This window comes from Halorientalis litorea (assembly GCF_023028225.1).
In the GTDB taxonomy this organism is placed as follows: domain Archaea; phylum Halobacteriota; class Halobacteria; order Halobacteriales; family Haloarculaceae; genus Halorientalis; species Halorientalis litorea.
Genome location: NZ_CP095482.1, coordinates 916620 through 933653, shown reverse-complemented (window position 1 = coordinate 933653; position 17034 = coordinate 916620). Strand labels below are relative to the sequence as shown.

Genomic DNA, 17034 nt, shown 5'->3' with positions numbered 1-17034 from the left:
CCGTCAGCGGTCGGCCAGCGCGCCGACGCTGGTCAGACACACCCACAGGCCCGCGCCGAGGGCGAGGCTCCCGACGACGCCGAACGCCAGCGTGGCCGGGGCCGACCCGACGGGGGTACACGCCCGCGACGCGCCACCGGGCGTGAACAGACACACCTCGCTCCCGGCCGCCAGCAAGAGGACGACGAGACCGACGACCGCGGCGGCGAGACCACGCAGGAACCGCGTCGTCGCGCGCCGCCGCGCGGCCAGTTCGTCCCACCGCTTGCGGAGGGCTTCGCGCTCGCGTTCCGTGCCGCGTTCCATGCGGTGTGGTACGATGTACCGCGGTAAGTACCTTTCTGCGACGGTCCGCTACCCGTGCGCGCCCTTCACGGCGTCGAGCAACGGTTTCCGCTCGGCGTGGTAGTGGAGGTGGGCGGCGCAGTCACAGTCGGAGGCTCCGAACCCGTCGACGGCCGCGCCCACCTCGCCGACGGCGCGCGCGACGGCACACTCGATGTCGTCCTCGGGCGTGCGGACGACGGTGGCGATGCTGGCGGGCGTGTCCCCGAGGAGGTAGTCGACGTGCCAGTGGCGGGTGTCGCGGTCGCCGGCGGCCATCTCGTGGTGGCGGTCGACGCGGGCGAACCCGCCGGGACCGAACGCGCTCCCGGTGTAGGCGTACCAGCCAGCGTCGAACGCGACCTCGCCGAGCGCGCCCACGGCGACCCTCGCCGCTTTCGGAAGGTTGACCAGTATGGTGTACGTTCCCTGTGTCACACCGGGACACCGGCCTCCATCACAAATCCGCCTTGCGGTCCGGTTACGGTGTCACTTGCTACTACGAACGGGCTTAAATACGGGTGGCACTAACCGGAGGTGAAGGCCAACCCCGGCTTTCGAGAAAACTATGCAGGGACAATCACAACAGCAGGCGTACGACCGGGGGATTACCATCTTCTCCCCGGACGGACGTCTCTATCAGGTCGAGTACGCCCGCGAAGCGGTCAAGCGCGGGACGGCCAGCGTCGGTGTTCGTACCGACGAGGGTGTCGTCCTCGCGGCCGACACGCGCGTTCGCTCTCCACTTCTGGAGCGGTCGAGCGTCGAGAAAATTCACAAAATCGACGACCACATCGGCATCGCGAGTGCCGGCCACGTCGCCGACGCCCGGCAACTCATCGACTTCGCCCGGCAGGACGCACAGGTCAACCACCTGCGCTACGACGAGCCCATCGATGTCGAGTCGCTGACGAAGGACATCACCGACCAGATACAGCAGTACACGCAGACGGGCGGCGCGCGCCCGTTCGGCGTCGCGCTCATCGTCGGTGGTATCGAGAACGGCGAACCGCGCCTGTTCGAGACGGACCCCTCGGGGACGCCCTACGAGTGGCAGGCACTCGCCGTCGGTGGTAACCGCGAGGACCTCATCGACTTCTTCGAGGAGGAGTACCGCGAGGACCTCGACTTGGACGGCGGCATCGACCTCGCGCTCCGGGGTCTCGCCACGGTCGGCGACGACGAACTCGACCCCGAGGGCGTCGCCCTCGGGACCGTCGACGTCGAGACGGAACAGTACCGCCAGCACACGACAGACGAAATCGCGACGTACGTCGAGGAAATCGACGTGGGAGGTGAGGAAGAATGACGAACCCACTAGACCCGACGGCCCAGCCTAGCTTGGAGGACGGCCTCCAGAACCCTTACGAACCGGAACTCGGGACGATTCCGGCGAGCGACCGAGACGAGGAGACGGTCAACAAGACGGGGACGACAACCGTCGGCATCGCCACGGAGAACGGCGTCGTCGTCGGCACCGACCGCCGCGCGTCGCTCGGCGGCCGCTTCGTCTCCAACAAGAACGTCCAGAAGGTCGAGCAGGTCCACCCGAACGCGGCCCTGACGCTCGTGGGCAGCGTCGGCGGTGCCCAGTCGTTCATCCGGAACCTCCGCGCGGAGGCCAACCTCTACGAGACGCGCCGAGGCGAGGACATCTCGATTTCGGCACTGGCGACAGTCGCCGGGAACTACGCCCGCGGCGGCCCCTTCTTCGCCATCAACCCCATCCTCGGTGGGGTCGACGAGGAGGGGAGCCACGTGTTCAGCATCGACCCCGCCGGCGGCGTCATGAAGGACGACTACACCGTCACCGGGTCCGGGCTGACCGTCGCCTACGGGACGTTGGAGAGTCTCTACGAGGACGACCTCTCGATGGAGGAGGCGACGACGGTGGCCGCGGAAGCGGTCAACGCCGCCGCCGAGCGTGACACCGGGTCGGGCAACGGTCTCGTCATCGCGGAAGTGACTGGCGAGGGCGTCGACATCGACACCTACGAGTACGACGACCTGTTGTAACCCGGCGGTTCCGCGGGCGACGCAGGCCGATTACTGCCCGTCGCCGCTCTTCCACGCCGTGATGTCCCGCTGGAAGCCGACGAAGTGGGTGACGGCTCCCAGTTCGTCGGTGACGGGACTGATGCTCACGTTGTTCCAGAACTCGGTCCCGTCCTTGCGGTAGTTGCGGAGGACGACCGACGTCGACTCGCCAGCCTCGACAGCGGCGCGCATCTCGGCGACCAGTTCGGGGTCGGTGTCCGGCCCTTGGAGAAAGCGGCAGTTCCGGCCGAGGACCTCGGACTCGGCGTAGCCCGTCATCTCACAGAACGTGTCGTTCGCGTAGACGATGGGGTTGTCCGCACGCGTCGGGTCCGTGATGACGACGCCGCCGGGCGCGCTGTCGAGCGCGCGGTTCTTCAGTTCGAGTTCCTCTTGGTCGGACTTCCGGTCGGTCACGTCGACGATGAGGCCTTCGAGTGCCACTGGCTCGCCGTCCTCGAACAGCGGCGTCCCCTGCTCCCAGACGTACTTCTCCGTCCCGTCGCGCGTCTCGATGGGATACGTGACCTCGAAGGAGTCTCCCCGCTCGACGGCCGTCTCGACCCGCTCGCGCAGGCGGGCACGCTCCTCGTCGACGATGAGGTCCTCGCCGAACGTGACTGTCCCGCCCGAGAGTTCCGATGCGGTGTAGCCGGTCAACGCCTCGACGCGGCCGCCGACGAACGACATCGCCCACGGGTCACCGGGCGTACAGCGGTAGGCCATGCCCGGCAGGTTCGAGACGAGCGTCTCGAGCCGACGGCGGGTCCGCGCCAACTGCTCTTTCGAGCGGTGCTGCTCGACGACGTTCTCGATGCGGTTCGCCAGAATCGCGTACTGGTCGGTCCCGGTCTCCTTCTGGAGGTAGTCCGTCACACCGGCACTGATGGCCTCGCTCGCTATCTCCTCGCTCCCCTTGCCGGTGTAGAGAACGAAGGGGAGGTCCGGCTTCCGCTCGCGGACCGCTTGGAGAAACTCGACACCGTTCATCCCGGGCATGTCGTAGTCGCTGACGACGCAGTCGACGGGTTCACGCGCCACGTAGTCGACGGCGTTCCGGGGGTCCGTTTCGGTGCTGACTGTGAGCCGGTCGCTCTCGCGTTCCAGCAACTCCGCGGCCAACTCGACCACGGCGGCCTCGTCGTCGACGTGGAGGACCCGAACGGCGGTTCCGCTGTCCGACTCACGCATCCGTTCCCCCCGTTTGTGTCTCCTCTGTCTAATAGATACTCCCCGGGGACGGACAGGCCGAACGCCGCGGTCAGCCGTCCTCGCCGACGCGGATGACTTGGACGAGCGAGTGGACGGGGACGCCCGCTATCTCGTCCGTCCCCTGCTTGTCCACGAGGACGACACAGGCGACCGGTTCCCCGCCCTCGCCGCGGACGGCCTCGATGGTCTCGGTCATGGTCGTCCCGCTGGTGATGGTGTCGTCGACGACGTAACACTCCCGGCCGCGGATACCAGCGAAGTTCCGCGAGAACGACCCGCCCAACTCGGCCATGTCGTCGTCGTCCCACTGGTGTTTGCGTGGCGTGTATGTGCCGAGGTCCGTGTCGAGTTCGCGGGCGACGGCCGTCGCCAGCGGCGCGCCCGCCTTCTCGATACCCACCGTGAGGTCCACAGTGGTGTCTTCGGTACCGAGTAGGTCGGCCATGGCGGCCCCGACGTGCCAGAGTCGGGTCGAGTCCCGCCCCACGGTACTCCAGTCGACGTGGATGTCGCCGGGGCCGCCCGCCGCGTCCGGTCGCGTGTCGACCGCCGACCCGGCGTCGTCGTGTTCGACGAGCCAACTCGCCGTCTCCCGAGAGACGTTGAGCTCGTCGGCTATCTCCCCCTTCGAGAGTCCTTGCTCGGCCAGTTCGGCCGCGCTGGTCGCCAAGTCGTCGACAGTCTTCATGCACCCCCGTTCGAGTGCCCCCGGTAATGTCTTTTGCCCGCAATCAGGCGGACGTGCCGACCTTCTCGTGTTCGGACGTGAGGTGGAATTCGAGGTCGTCGCCCGGCGCGAGCGGTGAGTCGGCCGTCACCGACTCCGGGTCGGAATCGGGGTTGCGGACCGCGATGACGTCCGACCGGAGACGGTCGCCGTCGAGCATCCCGGACCGGACCTGCGGACCGTACTGGTCCGCGAGCCGCTCGACGATGTCGCGGACGGTATCACCCTCGTGGACGCCGACGCTCGCCTCGTGGGTACCCACCCGCGCGGCCAGCGACCGGCTAATCGATATCCGGCACATATGAGCGTGTTCGCGACCCGCAGACAAAAAGTTAACTCACGAGCGAAAAAATACACCGCCCAATCTCGACCCGCACCGACAGCCAGTGTCAGAAGGTTGAAGCCGTCGGCCCGTCCAAGCCGTCGTATGTGGCGGACGCTCGCACGGTTCGTCGACACGCCGACCGTCGTCGCGCTTCTGTTCCTCTCGGCGCTGCTGTTCGTCGTGGCGGCGACTGCGGGGCCGGTGGGGAGTGTCCTCGCCGGCGGCGCGGGTATCCTCGCGGCACTCGGCGCGCTGGTGATGGTCTTTCTCATCTACCTCAAGCGCGTCAACGCCGAAATCGACGACGAACGGCACGACCTGCGGCGCGACTTGGACGAGATGCTCGAAGAGTCGAACGAGGAGGAGTGACCGGAGTTACGGCGACGGTGTCCTCACCCCTCCATGTGCCGGACGACGGTGTGCCGACAGCCCTCGTGGGGAATCAGGTCGTCGGCGCGTTCGGGCGTCCCCTCGGGGTGGTCCTCGGCGGCTTCGCGGAGGAGCGACCGGAGCGTCGACAGCGTGACTGCACCCTGCTCGTCGATGGCCGCCCGCACGTCGGCACAGACCGGTGAGTCGTCCCGGCCCACGGAGTCGACCCACCGGAGCCGTACGTCCCGGCCGTCCTGCCGCCTGAACGCCTCGGCGCGCGCGAGATTCCGAACGGAGGCGACTTCGGTGTCCACTATCGTCCGGGCACGCTCCTCGTCGATGTCGAGTTCGCGGGCCACGCGGTCGGCTATCATCGTGCGGGCGTACCCCTCCTCGCGGCCCAGTTCAGCGGCGAGAATCTCCGCGACCTGTCGTGCCGCCTCCCCCGACAGTCCGTAGTGGTCCATGATGGCACCGGCCCGACGCTCCACGTCGACGTCGAGTTCCGGCCCGTCCTCCTCTTGGTCCCCCGCCGCCGTCTCTGTGTCCGCGAACAGTCCGTCCAGCCAACTCCGCAGTCCCATGGTCCCCGTAGGACGGCCATCGGGCTTAAAACCGTGCCCCTATTTCCCGGTTAGCGGCCCGTCTCCCACGGTGCCGCGCCGTCGAGGCCGTACGCCGCCAGCGCGTCCGCCACCCGCTCGGTGTCGTCGTGGCCCGGGAGCGGTTCCGTGGCCGTCCGACAGTCGGCGGCGACGCCGAGACGGTCGCACACGTGGTCGACGGTTTCCTCGGCCATCAGGCGGTGGGTGGTGAGCTTTCCGCCCACGATGGACGTGAACCCCGTCACGCCGTCCCGGTCCGCGTGGTCGAGGACCGAGAACCCGCGCGTCAGGTCCAACGGCCCGGCGTCGCCCGCTGGCGGCTCGTACAGCGGTCGCACCCCCCAGTACGACCGGGTGACCGGCGCGTCCGACAGCGCGGGGACGACCGGTGAGAGTTCCTCGAACAGCAGGTCTTCCTCCCACTGCTCTCGCGGATACGTCTCCGGGTCGTCGACTTCCTCGTCGGTCGTCCCGAGGACGGCCGTCTCCCCGAGCGGGACGACGATGTCGCCGTTGCCCTTCGGCCGACAGCGGTTGAGGACTGACCGGACCCCGTCGTAGTCCACGACGGTCATCACGCCCTTCGAGGGGCGCATCTCCACGTCCACGTCGGCGAGTGCGGCGACCCGGCCCGCCCACGCCCCGGCGGCGTTGACGACGTGGTCGGCGTCGAGTCGCTCGTCGCCGTCGACTTCGACGCCGACCACCTCGCGACCACTCGTCGCTTCGTCCTCCACGACGAGGTCCGTCACCGCCGTGTCGGTACGAATCTCCGCGCCGTGGTCGACCGCACCGACGGCGGTGGCGATGGTTAGCAGGTACGGGTCGACCGCACCGTCGGGCACTGAGACGGCCCGCTCGACCGACTCGGCGAGTGCCGGTTCCTGCGCGCGGGCCTCGCGGCCGGTGAGTACGTCGGCCGGAATCCCACAGTCCGCACAGCCCTCGACTTTCGCCTCGAAGTAGTCGTCGTCGTCCTCGGGCAGCGAGACGAACAGGCCCCCAGTGTCCTCGATGCAGTGGCCCGCGATGGACCGGAGCGTCCGGTTCTCCGCGATGCAGTCGGTCGCACCGTCGGGGTCCGCGACGGCGTAGCGGCCGCCGCTGTGGAGCAGGCCGTGCATGTGCCCCGTGGTACCGCTGGCAATCGTGTCCCGTTCGACGAGTGTCACGTCGGCCCCGCGCATCGCGAGGTCACGGGCGACGCCACACCCGGTGATACCGCCGCCGACGACGAGGACGTGTGGTGTGTCTGCCATCCGTCCGTGGTCCGCGCGCGGCGTACAAAGGTTCTCGGAAGCCACACGTTGTGACCCGCTATCGGTACCGCCCGACCCGGTACAGACGTCCCGCTACCGGGGCTGTCGGCCCGCACGCGCCGTATCCACTCCGTACGAACCTGGTACGTGCCGGGTGCCGACTGAACCGAACCCGGGTTTTATACTCGGGCCACGGGACCGGTTCCCACGGGAACGACTCCCGCTGTGGTGACAATGCTGATAGATGATTGCCAAACGACGGGAACCCACGCGTGCGGGTTCGCGCTCACGAAACCAGTGGAGTTGATGATATGATAGTCGGCGTTCCGACCGAGACGGCCGAGGACGAGCCGCGGGTGGCACTCGTTCCGCCCGTGGCGGCGGAACTCGTCGACGACGGTCACGAAGTGTGCATCGCCGCCGGGGCGGGCGAGGGGTCGGACTGGGCCGACGACGACTACCGTGATGCCGGCTGTGAGGTACTCACCGACCGCGACGCAGTGTTCGAGCGTGCGGACGTACTCCTGCAAGTCCGCGGACTGGGGGCCGCAGACGAGTCCCCAGAAGTGTACCGGGAAGGACAAGTCGTCGTCGGCCTCCTTGGGCCGTACGACCTCGATTCGGAACTCGACACGCTCGCGGACCGGGACGTGAGTGCGTTCGCGCTGGAGTACATCCCGCGCATCTCCCGCGCACAGAGCATGGACGCGCTCTCCTCGATGGCGAGCGTCGGCGGCTACAAGGCGACCCTGCTGGCCGCCGAGGAACTGCCGGAGATGTTCCCCATGGAGATGACCGCGGCGGGCACCGTCCAACCGGCCGACGTGTTCGTCGTCGGGGCCGGCGTCGCGGGGCTGAAGGCCATCGCCACGGCCGAACGTCTCGGGGCCGCCGTCCGCGCGTACGACATCCGACCGGAGGTCAAAGAGGAAGTCGAGAGTCTGGGTGCCGACTTCGTGGAGTTGGACCTCGAAACCGACGACGCCTCCGACGAGGAGGGCCGCGCCCGCGAACAGGACGAGGAGTTCATCCGCAAACAGCGGGAGATGATGACCCGTGTCGTGGCAGACAGCGACGTACTCATCACCACCGCGGCGATTCCGGGCAAACCCTCGCCCGAACTCGTGACGACGGAGATGATAGACGGGATGGACCCCGGGTCGGTCATCGTCGACCTCGCCGCCGAGGGCGGCGGCAACTGTGAACCCACCCGGGCAGACGAGACGGTCCACCACGAGGGAGTCACGATTTTCGGCCCGACCAACCTCCCGGCGACGGTCACCCACACCGCGAGCCAACTGTACGCGAACAACGTGACGAACTTCCTAGACAACATCACCGAGGACGGCGAACTCGACATCGACACCGAGGACGAAATCGTCGACGCGACGCTACTCACACACGATGGCACGGTCCGCAACCCACGAGAAGACGACGGGAGTGACGGAGACGACGAACCCGACGACGAAGCGGGCGGCGACGAAACGACGGAGGGCACGGATGGCGAGTGACCGCCGGAAACCCCGCGCTCGGGCCGGACGTGACGCGAGTGGCGACCCGCCGGAGGTGGGCCGATGACGTTCGTGGAGAACTTGACGCTGTTCGTACTCGCTGCCTTCGTGGGCTACGAGGTCATCACGAAGATTCCGACGAACCTCCACACGCCGTTGATGTCCGGGGCCAACGCCATCTCGGGCATCACGTTGCTCGGGTCCGTCGTCGTGGCGGGTGCCGGGGAGACGACGTTCGCCACCATCTTGGGGTTCGTCGCGGTGGTCATGGCCACCGTCAACGTCGTCGGCGGCTACCTCGTGAGCCACTTCATGCTCGACCAGTTCGGCCGCGGAGGGAGGGACTGACATGGCCGGCGTGCTCGGTGGACTGCCGGATTCGGTCCTCTCGCTCGCGTACCTCGTCGCCGCCGTCCTGTTCATTCAGGGACTTCGGGACATGACGCACCCGCGGACAGCGGTGCGGGGCAACAAGATATCCGCGCTCGGGATGTTCCTCGCCGTCGGCGTCACGGTGTTGTGGTTCGACATTCTCTCACCGCTCGTGTTGCTGGCCGCGCTGGTCCTCGGTGCGGCCATCGGGACGTGGCTGGCGATGACCGTCGAGACGACAGAGATGCCCCAACTCGTCGGCCTGTTCAACGGGTTCGGCGGCGGGGCGTCCGTCCTCGTCGCTGGCGCGGAACTGACCGACCAGTTCGCCGACCTCGGTGCCGCCGGCGCGCTCCCGTTCGACGTGGCGGGGTCTGCGGTGCTCGCGGGTATCATCGGCTCCGTGACGTTCTGGGGGAGCCTCGTCGCCGCCGGGAAACTCCACGGCGTGCTGGGCGACCCGATTCGGTACACCGGCGAACACGTCGTCAAACTCCTGCTCTTGCTCGTCGCCCTCGCCGGCGGCGTGTACTTGGTCCTGCAACCGGACCTGCTCGGAGCGACGCCGCTGGCGGCGTGGGTGCCGTCCTACTGGTTCGTCGTCGTGGCTGCCTCCGTCCTCGGAGTCATGCTCGTCGTGCCGATCGGCGGCGCGGACATGCCCGTCGTCATTGCCCTGCTGAACTCCTACTCGGGGCTGGCGGCGGCGACGACGGGATTCGTGCTGGACAACACCGCGCTCATCGTCGCCGGGACGCTGGTCGGGGCCTCCGGCCTCATCCTGACGGTCATCATGTGCAACTCGATGAACCGCTCGCTGACCAGCGTCTTCCTCGGCGGGTTCGGCGAGGAGGCCGGCGACGGCGAGGAGATGGAGGACATCTACGAGGGCCAGATTACGACCACCTCGCCCGAGGAAGTCGAGATGTTGCTGGACGCCGCCGAACGCGTCGTCGTCGTCCCGGGGTACGGGATGGCCGTCGCGCAGGCCCAACACGCCGTCGCCGAACTCGTCGAACTGCTGGACGAGAACGGCGTCGACGTGGAGTTCGGTATCCACCCCGTCGCCGGCCGGATGCCGGGCCACATGAACGTCCTGCTGGCGGAGGCTGACGTGCCCTACGACAAGATGCGGGAACTGGAGGCGGTCAACCCCACGTTCTCACAGACGGACGTGGTCATCGTCACCGGAGCGAACGACGTGGTGAACCCGCGGGCCAACGAGGCGGACGGCAGTCCCATCTCGGGGATGCCGGTGCTGAACGTCTCGGACGCCCGGACCGTCATCGTGAACAAGCGGAGCCTCAGCCCCGGGTTCTCCGGGATTGCGAACCCGCTGTTCGCCGAGGACGACACCAACATGCTGTTCGGCGACGCCAAGGAGTCGATGCAGGAACTGGTCAACCACTACAAGGAGAACCACTGAGAGCGTCGAGACGGAGTGAGTGCCACCTGTTCGCCACTCTGTGTCCGATGACCGGCGGACGCAAAACGGCCCTCGCCCACCAAGCCACGGACCGATGGGGATGTGGTACAACATACCACGGTATGGACGGCGTTCTCAACGAAGTGACCAACACGGTCCACAAGCACGAACAGGGAGCATCGGAGTTACAGACGGTCTGTGGTGCCACGTTTCACTGCTCGCACGACGAACTCAGTCGCCTCACCGCCATCGAGACGCGGACCACCAGCAAGTGCGGGCGGTGTTTCGAAGGTGGGGGTAGTTACTGACCGACAGCCGACGGCCCAATCCCGTGTCAGGCGTGGTCTTTTTCGGTCACTCGTCCGTCCACATCGGTCGTCGACGGTACCGTCCCCGAGACTGTCGCCGTCCCGGGCAGTTCGGGGTCCGGTTTCCGGCCGAGCGTGAGCAGTCGTTCGGTGAGGGTGAGTTCCTCCGTCCCCGGACTCGGTTTCTCCACCGCCTCGAACGCGACCGTCACGTCCCCGTCGTCCGCGGCGATGCGGACGGCACACAACTGGTAGGACGGGTAAAACACCGGCGGGAGGACGCCCACGATGCCGTCACGGCGGTGGAGTCGCTTGAGCCACGTCCCGCTGTTGACCAGCAGTCCGTCGCCGACCGACTGCATCGCCGGTCGGTGGGTGTGACCGTAGCAGAAGACGGCCGTCTCGGGCGCGTCGGCGAACACCGCCCGTGCGGTCTCCTCGTAGGAGGCCTGGGGGTCGACGGTGAGTTCCGTCTCGAAGACGCCGAAGCGGTCGATGGTCTTCCTGATATCTCGGCGGACGAAATACAGCGGGATACCGACGAGCAACAGCAGTCCGACGACGACGACGTTGAGCGAGAGCAGGAACCAGACCGCTGTCCCCGCGGTGCCGAACTGGCCGAGAAACGCCGTCGCCCAGTCGACGGGGACGGACCAGACGCCGACGAGGTCCAGTCCCGCGATGACCGCCAGCACCGCACTGAGGTTGAACAACAGCAGGAACGGAAGCAGGGCGTACCGCAACAGGGGGTTCATCTCGCGGTAGAAGTACTTCGAGAGGAGCCACACGGGCATCCGCTCGGTGGGCGTGACCGCCTGCACGTCCTTGAGCCAGTTGTACCGGCCACGGTCCGACAGTTGGCCCGCCCGACTGGTCACGAGCGTGTTGTAGTAGTAGCCCAGCGGCGTCGCGGTGGGGTTGCCCCAGTCCTCGATTCGGTTGTTCGAGTCACGCTGGTGTCCGTGCTCGAAGTATATCGTGCGGTCGCCGACCGGCCGCGTGACCGACTCGTCCTGAACGAGCGTGACGTTGTACCCGGCGAACCGCTCGACGTACTCGTCGTACGCGGCGAGTTCGTGGTCGTGGTTGCCCGGCACCAGTGTAATCGTGACGTTCTCGCCGGTCTCGCGCAACTGCTCGAACAGGTCCGGGTACGTCTCCACGAGCACGTCGAACTTCGCCGGCCCGTCGACCGCCGTGAGTTCCCACAACCCGAAGGCGTCCCCGTTGATGACTAACTCGGCGTCCTCGTCGGTTTCGGCCAACCGGTCGAGGAACCCGAGCAACTCGTCGAGAAAGGGCACGTCCCCCAGTTGCTCGTCGCCGCCGATGTGGAGGTCGCTGATGACGTAGTACACCCGGTCATCGGCGTCACCGACCATTAGACCCGATAGCCGAATCGCTCGTAAATGTGTTGTGCTTCGGTCACTCGGCGTGCCGGTCCGTCGACCTCGACTCCCGTATTTCGGGCCAGCGGCACGGGCCAATCACTCGAAGAAGTCCGCGAGCAGGTCGTTGACCCGCGCCGACCGCTCGTGGTGGACCCAGTGGGTGGCGTCCTCGATCTCTTCGAGTCGGCCGTCGGCGCACTGGTCGACGCTCGCGGGTGCCATCTCCCGGCGCAGATACGGGTCCTGCAGTCCCCAGACCACCATCGTCGGCGGGGTGACCGTCCACGACGGCGGGTCCGGCACGTCGCGCCGGAACAGCGCGCGGTACCAGTCGAGCATCGCCGTGACCGCTCTGGGTCGTGCCCACGCCTCGCGGTAGCGGTCGAGGTCGCTCTCGGTGAAGGTGTCGTCCCGGTTCGAGGTGTCGATGAACCACCGCATTCCGCTCCACCCGTCGAACCGCAACGCGGCCTCCGGGACGCGTGGCAACTGGTAGGCGAACATGTACCAACTCTTCCGCAACTGGCTGGCCGTCCCCATGTACTCCGCGAACGCCGCCGGATGCGGGACGTTCATCGTGACGGCCTGCGTGACGCGGTCGGGGGACCGAAGCAGGACGTCCCAGAGGACGGCCGCACCCCAGTCGTGGCCGACGAACCGCGCCTCGTCGTGGCCGAACGCGTCGAGGAGGCCGACCGCGTCGGTCCCGAGCGTGTCGGCCGTGTAGGCGTCGAGGCCGTCGGGTTTCTCGCTCCGATTGTAGCCGCGCTGGTCGGGGGCGACGACGCGGTACCCGGCGTCGACGAGTGCCGGAATCTGGTGTCGCCACCCGTACCAGAACTCCGGGAACCCGTGGAGCAGGACCACCGGGTCGCCGTCCGTCGGTCCCGCACGGACGACGTGGAGCGACACGCCGTTCGTCTCGACGGTGTCGTGGGTGAGGGGCACGTCGACGCCCGCGTCGGGGGAGTCGGGTTCGGTCATGTGAGTGCGTTCGGGAGGAGGACCCGACCAGCGATGCCCGGACGGAGCAGTGCTGTCGGCGGCGTTTCGAGTCTGACCACTCGGGCGAACGCCTCGGCCACCCGTGGGTCGTCGTGTGCGGTGTCCACGAGTCGGCCGACGTAGCGGTTGAACAGGGCCGTCCCGGTCGGTTTGGGGCCCGTCGTCTGCGGGAACTCGAAGTCCGCCCCGACCGCCATCCGCCAGACCACGTCGATGCTCTCGGCGGCCCTGTCGAAAAAGCGCGGGGCGAGGTCGGTCGTCCCCGCCGCGAGCGTCTCGTGGAGGTGCAGGGCGTCGAGGGCCGCCACCGACATTCCCTGCCCGTAGATGGGGTTGAAACTGGCGATGGCGTCGCCGGTGACCAGCAGGCCGTCGGGGAAACTGTCGAGCGTCTCGTAGTGGTGCCACTGGTTCGACGGGAACGGGTAGTGTGCGATGTCCTCGGACACCCACTCGTGGTCGTCGAGGATGGCTGCGATTTCGGGTGCGGCGAGGGCCGAGGCGAACGCCTCGACCCCTTCTCGGTCGGTGGGTGGGTGGGTTCCGTGCAGCCCGAACAGCGTTACCAGCCAGCGGTCGCCTTCGACGGGGACGGCCGTCCCGCCGCGGGTGTCGGGGGGCGACGGCGCGCACAGGTACGCCCGGCGGTCCGCGGGCGGTCGCTCGACGGCCACGGTGCTGTACGCGAGGTCGACCGTCACCTCGTCCACGGCGGGGGACGGGTAGCCGTTCTCGGCCAACCACGTCGGAGTCCGGGACGTTCGTCCCGTCGCGTCCACCACGAGGTCGGCGGTCAGTTTCTCGTCGGCCCCCGTCGCGTCGGTCAGTTCGACACCCTCGACGGCCGTCGCCCCGTCGTCGGTCAGGTAGTCGGTGACGTGACACTCCGGCCGTACCGTGATGCCGTCGTGGTCGCGTACCCGGCGGCGCGCGACACGCTCGAACAGCGGCCGACTGGCGCAGTACATCGGCAACTCCTCGTTCCCGTCGGCGACGTAGGCCCCCCGCTCGAAGTAGCGCAACTCCGTCGCCGCGTCGATGCACAACCCGCCCGCCGCCGTCACGGCCTCGCCGTAGCCCGGGAACAGGGCTTCGAGTGCCCGTCGTGCCGGTTCGAGCAGTACGTGGACGTGTTCCGACTGCGGGACGCCCCGGCGTGCGACTGACTCGTCGGGCATCGGGTCGCGTTCGAGGAGCGTCACCTCATCGAACCCGTCGGCCAAGACGCGCGCCGCGAGGAGGCCGGCCATGCTCCCGCCGACGACGACGGCGTGGCCATCGACCGACGGCACCCGCTCGCCGTCGTACTCGGAAACGTGTGCGAGTGTCATCTCTCCGTGTTCGTGGCCGACGATTCGGCGACACGGGGTTAACCTCTGTCGGTCGTTCTCGACGACGCGAACGTGGCCGTTCGGCGGGTCCCCCACGGGACGCGTACCTTGAAGGGTGGCCTGTGAGAAGGGAGCGACGAACACAATGACCGACACGTACGTCGGGGCCATCGACCAAGGGACCACCGGGACCCGGTTCGTGGTGTTCGACCACGACGGCCGGGTGGTCGCCGACGCGTACGAGCGGCACGAACAGCACTATCCAGAGCCGGGGTGGGTCGAACACGACCCCGAGGAACTGTGGGCGAACACGAAGGCCGTCGTCACCCGCGCGCTCGCCGACGCCTCCCTCGACGCCGGACAGTTGGCGGCACTCGGCATCACCAACCAGCGCGAGACGACCGTCGTCTGGGACGCCGAGACCGGCGACCCGGTCCACGACGCCATCGTCTGGCAGGACCGCCGGACGACCGACCGCGTCGAGGCCTTGGCGGATGCGGGCGAGACCGACTGGATACGCGAGACGACCGGCCTCGAACCGGACGCCTACTTCTCGGCGACGAAAGTCGAGTGGCTCCTGGAGAACGCCGACGCCATCGCCACGGACCGTGGGGACACCACCGACCTCCGCGACCGCGCGGCGGCGGGCGACCTCCGCTTTGGCACCGTCGACTCGTGGCTCGTCTACAACCTCACCGGGAACCACGTCACGGACGTGACCAACGCCTCGCGGACGATGCTGTTCGACATCGAGGCCCTCGACTGGGACGGTGACCTCCTCGACGAGTTCGGCGTCCCCGAGTCGATGCTCCCCGAGGTGCGCCCCTCCGCCGACGAGACCTACTACGGGTACACCGACCCGGACGGGTTCCTCGGGGCCGCCGTCCCCGTCGCGGGCGCGCTGGGCGACCAGCAGGCCGCGCTGTTCGGACAGGCCTGCTTCGACCCCGGCACCGCCAAGAACACCTACGGCACCGGGTCGTTCCTCCTGTTGAACACCGGCACCGACCCCGTCGAGAGCGACCACGGCCTGCTGACGACGGTGGCCTTCCAGCAGTCCGGCGAACCCGCACAGTACGCCCTCGAAGGCTCCATCTTCGTCACCGGCGCGGCCATCGAGTGGCTCGAAGACGTCTCGCTCGTCGACGACCCCGCGGAGACGGCGACGCTCGCGCGGTCGGTCGACTCCACGGACGGCGTCTACGTCGTCCCCGCGTTCACCGGACTGGGCGCGCCTCACTGGGACGGCCGCGCCCGCGGCACCATCGTCGGTATCACCCGCGGGACGCGTCGCGAACACATCGTCCGGGCGACGCTCGAAGCCATCGGCTACCAGACACGGGACGTGGCCGAGGCCATGGAGGCGGACAGCGGCATCGAGATGCGGAGTCTGAGAGTCGACGGCGGCGCGGTCAAGAACAACTTCCTCTGTCAACTGCAGGCCGACATCCTCGGGACGGGCATCGCGCGCCCCGAAGTCGACGAGACGACGGCCCTCGGTGCGGCTTACGCCGCCGGCCTCGCGGTGGGGTACTGGGAGAGTATCGACGAACTCCGGCGTAACTGGCACGTCGACCGGGACTTCGAACCCGAGGCCGACTCCGACGACGTGGACGCCCGCTACGAGCGCTGGCACGAGGCCGTCGACAGGGCCAGCGACTGGGCGCGGGAGGTGCGTGCCTGATGGCCTTCGACGCGCTCGCGGACCCGACGTTCTGGCTCGCCGCACTCGCGGGCGGCGCGTTCGGTGCGGCACTGGGCGCGCTCCCCTCCCTCGCGCTCACCGGCCTCCTCGTCGTCGCCAGCGAGTCGCTCACCGCCCTCGCGGGAAGCCTCTCGGACGCGGTGGGCGGGTCGGTCCCCGGCCAAGTCGGCCTCGGCGTCACGGGCACCGTCGCGCTCGGCCCCGTCTTCGGTCCCCACGTCGCCTTCGCCGGCGGTGCGGCCGCCACGGCCTACGCCTCGCGGAAGGGGTACGTCGACACCGGGTTCCGCTACGCGGAGGCGAAGAACATCGGGCACGCACTCGGGACGAGAGCGGACGTTCTCGTCGTCGGCGCGCTGTTCGGTGCCTTGGGGATGGCCGTCCGGCAACTCTCGGACGGCCTCGGCCTGCCGTTCGACCCCGTCTTCTTCGCCGTCCTCGTCTCGGCGTTCTGTCACCGCCTGTTCCTCGGCTTCCCCCTCGTCGGTGAGGTACGGGGCGACGGCGTCCTCGACATGACGCCGTTCGAGCGCGGAGTCCGCCGCCAGCCACCCCGCGGGAGCGACGCCGTCACCGCGGGCGGCGAGGGAAGCGACGACGTGGACCACACACCGCTCCAGCGGTACGCGGTCGAACCGTGGCTCCCCCACCAGTACGAGTGGGCCAACGTGGCGACCATCGGGCTGGCCGCGGGGCTGTTGGGCGGCTACGTCGCCGTCGTCACCGGGAGCGCGTTCCTCGCGTTCGGTCTCAGTCTCGTGGCACTCGCCTTCCTCGCCTGCGGCGTCGAGCAGGTGCCGGTCACCTACCACATGACCCTGCCCGCGAGCACGGCCGCCGTCGCCGTGACGAGCTCCGGGAGTGCCGTTCTCGCGGGTGCCGGCCCGACGCTGGCGATACTCGTGGGCGGCGTGTTCGGCCTCCTCTCGGGACTCGTCGGGGAACTGTCCCAGCGCGTCTTCTACGCACACGGCGACACCCACTGGGACCCGGCGGCCGCGGGCGTCGTCTTCGGCACCCTGCTGGTCGCCCTCTGTGCCATCGTCGGCCTGTTCCCGACGGCCGTGTGGGTGCCGACGTTCTGACTGCAGTCTGTCCTTCGACGGAAACGACTCACCGGGAAA

At 68.3% G+C, this 17034-nt stretch carries 18 protein-coding genes and 1 pseudogene; 9 read left to right on the top strand and 10 right to left on the bottom strand.

The features are described 5' to 3' along the window. Positions 1–3: 3 nt before the first annotated feature. Positions 4–306: a hypothetical protein gene (locus MUG95_RS05095; RefSeq protein WP_247009993.1), complete on the bottom strand. Its 303-nt coding sequence runs from the start codon at positions 304–306 to the stop codon at positions 4–6. 48 nt (positions 307–354) lie between these two features. After that, entirely contained in the window at positions 355–762 is a 408-nt protein-coding gene (locus MUG95_RS05090; protein ID WP_247009992.1) for a GIY-YIG nuclease family protein, read from the bottom strand. Positions 763–892: 130 nt separating this feature from the next. Here MUG95_RS05090 and psmA point away from each other — a divergent pair, with 130 nt between their 5' ends. Further along, positions 893–1633, top strand: a complete 741-nt coding sequence (gene psmA / locus MUG95_RS05085) for an archaeal proteasome endopeptidase complex subunit alpha (protein WP_247009991.1) — start codon at positions 893–895, stop codon at positions 1631–1633. Beyond that, positions 1630–2340 (top strand): Ntn hydrolase family protein, encoded by a 711-nt coding sequence (locus MUG95_RS05080; protein ID WP_247009990.1) that lies wholly within the window; start codon positions 1630–1632, stop codon positions 2338–2340. The genes psmA and MUG95_RS05080 overlap by 4 nt, the downstream gene beginning before the upstream one ends. A gap of 30 nt (positions 2341–2370) precedes the next feature. On the opposite strand, the gene MUG95_RS05075 is transcribed toward MUG95_RS05080, so the two are convergent. The 3 genes from MUG95_RS05075 to MUG95_RS05065 form a co-directional block, all read right to left on the bottom strand. Next, positions 2371–3552 (bottom strand): PAS domain S-box protein, encoded by a 1182-nt coding sequence (locus tag MUG95_RS05075; protein WP_247009989.1) that lies wholly within the window; start codon positions 3550–3552, stop codon positions 2371–2373. Positions 3553–3622: 70 nt separating this feature from the next. Beyond that, entirely contained in the window at positions 3623–4261 is a 639-nt protein-coding gene (gene gfcR, locus MUG95_RS05070; RefSeq protein WP_247009988.1) for a transcriptional regulator GfcR, read from the bottom strand. Positions 4262–4304: 43 nt separating this feature from the next. Then, positions 4305–4601, bottom strand: a complete 297-nt coding sequence (locus tag MUG95_RS05065) for a hypothetical protein (protein WP_247009987.1) — start codon at positions 4599–4601, stop codon at positions 4305–4307. A 126-nt stretch (positions 4602–4727) separates the two neighbouring features. Here MUG95_RS05065 and MUG95_RS05060 point away from each other — a divergent pair, with 126 nt between their 5' ends. Beyond that, on the top strand, positions 4728–4994 hold the full coding sequence (locus tag MUG95_RS05060) for a hypothetical protein (protein ID WP_247009986.1): 267 nt from the start codon (positions 4728–4730) through the stop codon (positions 4992–4994). Between the two features lie 23 nt (positions 4995–5017). On the opposite strand, the gene MUG95_RS05055 is transcribed toward MUG95_RS05060, so the two are convergent. Next, complete coding sequence (locus MUG95_RS05055; RefSeq protein ID WP_247009985.1) at positions 5018–5581, bottom strand: phage head morphogenesis protein; 564 nt, start codon at positions 5579–5581, stop codon at positions 5018–5020. An 83-nt stretch (positions 5582–5664) separates the two neighbouring features. Continuing rightward, positions 5665–6861, bottom strand: a pseudogene (locus MUG95_RS05050) (FAD-dependent oxidoreductase); the annotation flags it as partial. 311 nt (positions 6862–7172) lie between these two features. Between MUG95_RS05050 and MUG95_RS05045 the strand changes: the two are divergent. The 4 genes from MUG95_RS05045 to MUG95_RS05030 all read left to right on the top strand — a co-directional run bounded on the left by MUG95_RS05045 (position 7173) and on the right by MUG95_RS05030 (position 10478). Further along, the gene (locus MUG95_RS05045) at positions 7173–8372 is read left to right on the top strand and encodes a Re/Si-specific NAD(P)(+) transhydrogenase subunit alpha (RefSeq protein WP_247009984.1); all 1200 of its coding nucleotides are present in this window, start codon (positions 7173–7175) and stop codon (positions 8370–8372) included. 63 nt (positions 8373–8435) lie between these two features. Next, a complete protein-coding gene (locus MUG95_RS05040) occupies positions 8436–8720 on the top strand; it encodes an NAD(P) transhydrogenase subunit alpha part 2 (RefSeq protein ID WP_247009983.1) in 285 nt (94 codons plus the stop codon). Position 8721: 1 nt separating this feature from the next. Then, a complete protein-coding gene (locus MUG95_RS05035; RefSeq protein ID WP_247009982.1) occupies positions 8722–10170 on the top strand; it encodes an NAD(P)(+) transhydrogenase (Re/Si-specific) subunit beta in 1449 nt (482 codons plus the stop codon). A 122-nt stretch (positions 10171–10292) separates the two neighbouring features. Continuing rightward, positions 10293–10478, top strand: coding sequence for a hypothetical protein (locus tag MUG95_RS05030; protein ID WP_247009981.1), 186 nt, complete (start codon positions 10293–10295; stop codon positions 10476–10478). Between the two features lie 26 nt (positions 10479–10504). On the opposite strand, the gene MUG95_RS05025 is transcribed toward MUG95_RS05030, so the two are convergent. The 3 genes from MUG95_RS05025 to MUG95_RS05015 all read right to left on the bottom strand — a co-directional run bounded on the left by MUG95_RS05025 (position 10505) and on the right by MUG95_RS05015 (position 14205). Beyond that, a complete protein-coding gene (locus tag MUG95_RS05025; protein WP_247009980.1) occupies positions 10505–11860 on the bottom strand; it encodes a metallophosphoesterase in 1356 nt (451 codons plus the stop codon). A 105-nt stretch (positions 11861–11965) separates the two neighbouring features. Further along, positions 11966–12853 (bottom strand): alpha/beta fold hydrolase, encoded by an 888-nt coding sequence (locus tag MUG95_RS05020; protein ID WP_247009979.1) that lies wholly within the window; start codon positions 12851–12853, stop codon positions 11966–11968. Next, complete coding sequence (locus MUG95_RS05015; protein ID WP_247009978.1) at positions 12850–14205, bottom strand: FAD-dependent oxidoreductase; 1356 nt, start codon at positions 14203–14205, stop codon at positions 12850–12852. Before MUG95_RS05015 ends, MUG95_RS05020 begins: the two co-directional genes overlap by 4 nt. Before the next feature lie 145 nt (positions 14206–14350). Between MUG95_RS05015 and glpK the strand changes: the two genes are divergently transcribed. Together glpK and MUG95_RS05005 are read left to right on the top strand one after the other, a co-directional pair. Further along, the gene (gene glpK / locus MUG95_RS05010) at positions 14351–15889 is read left to right on the top strand and encodes a glycerol kinase GlpK (protein ID WP_247009977.1); all 1539 of its coding nucleotides are present in this window, start codon (positions 14351–14353) and stop codon (positions 15887–15889) included. Continuing rightward, complete coding sequence (locus tag MUG95_RS05005; RefSeq protein ID WP_247009976.1) at positions 15889–16995, top strand: DUF7973 family transport facilitator; 1107 nt, start codon at positions 15889–15891, stop codon at positions 16993–16995. Before glpK ends, MUG95_RS05005 begins: the two co-directional genes overlap by 1 nt. The last annotated feature ends 39 nt before the right edge of the window (positions 16996–17034 follow it).

Bases quoted from the DNA above. Each gene is read 5' to 3' on its own strand.
- MUG95_RS05095 (WP_247009993.1), bottom strand. From the start codon at position 306: ATGGAACGCGGCACGGAACGCGAGCGCGAAGCCCTCCGCAAGCGGTGG.
- psmA (WP_247009991.1), top strand. From the start codon at position 893: ATGCAGGGACAATCACAACAGCAGGCGTACGACCGGGGGATTACCATC.
- MUG95_RS05080 (WP_247009990.1), top strand. From the start codon at position 1,630: ATGACGAACCCACTAGACCCGACGGCCCAGCCTAGCTTGGAGGACGGC.
- MUG95_RS05075 (WP_247009989.1), bottom strand. From the start codon at position 3,552: ATGCGTGAGTCGGACAGCGGAACCGCCGTTCGGGTCCTCCACGTCGAC.
- gfcR (WP_247009988.1), bottom strand. From the start codon at position 4,261: ATGAAGACTGTCGACGACTTGGCGACCAGCGCGGCCGAACTGGCCGAG.
- MUG95_RS05065 (WP_247009987.1), bottom strand. From the start codon at position 4,601: ATGTGCCGGATATCGATTAGCCGGTCGCTGGCCGCGCGGGTGGGTACC.
- MUG95_RS05060 (WP_247009986.1), top strand. From the start codon at position 4,728: ATGTGGCGGACGCTCGCACGGTTCGTCGACACGCCGACCGTCGTCGCG.
- MUG95_RS05055 (WP_247009985.1), bottom strand. From the start codon at position 5,581: ATGGGACTGCGGAGTTGGCTGGACGGACTGTTCGCGGACACAGAGACG.
- MUG95_RS05045 (WP_247009984.1), top strand. From the start codon at position 7,173: ATGATAGTCGGCGTTCCGACCGAGACGGCCGAGGACGAGCCGCGGGTG.
- MUG95_RS05040 (WP_247009983.1), top strand. From the start codon at position 8,436: ATGACGTTCGTGGAGAACTTGACGCTGTTCGTACTCGCTGCCTTCGTG.
- MUG95_RS05035 (WP_247009982.1), top strand. From the start codon at position 8,722: ATGGCCGGCGTGCTCGGTGGACTGCCGGATTCGGTCCTCTCGCTCGCG.
- MUG95_RS05030 (WP_247009981.1), top strand. From the start codon at position 10,293: ATGGACGGCGTTCTCAACGAAGTGACCAACACGGTCCACAAGCACGAA.
- MUG95_RS05025 (WP_247009980.1), bottom strand. From the start codon at position 11,860: ATGGTCGGTGACGCCGATGACCGGGTGTACTACGTCATCAGCGACCTC.
- MUG95_RS05020 (WP_247009979.1), bottom strand. From the start codon at position 12,853: ATGACCGAACCCGACTCCCCCGACGCGGGCGTCGACGTGCCCCTCACC.
- MUG95_RS05015 (WP_247009978.1), bottom strand. From the start codon at position 14,205: ATGACACTCGCACACGTTTCCGAGTACGACGGCGAGCGGGTGCCGTCG.
- glpK (WP_247009977.1), top strand. From the start codon at position 14,351: ATGACCGACACGTACGTCGGGGCCATCGACCAAGGGACCACCGGGACC.
- MUG95_RS05005 (WP_247009976.1), top strand. From the start codon at position 15,889: ATGGCCTTCGACGCGCTCGCGGACCCGACGTTCTGGCTCGCCGCACTC.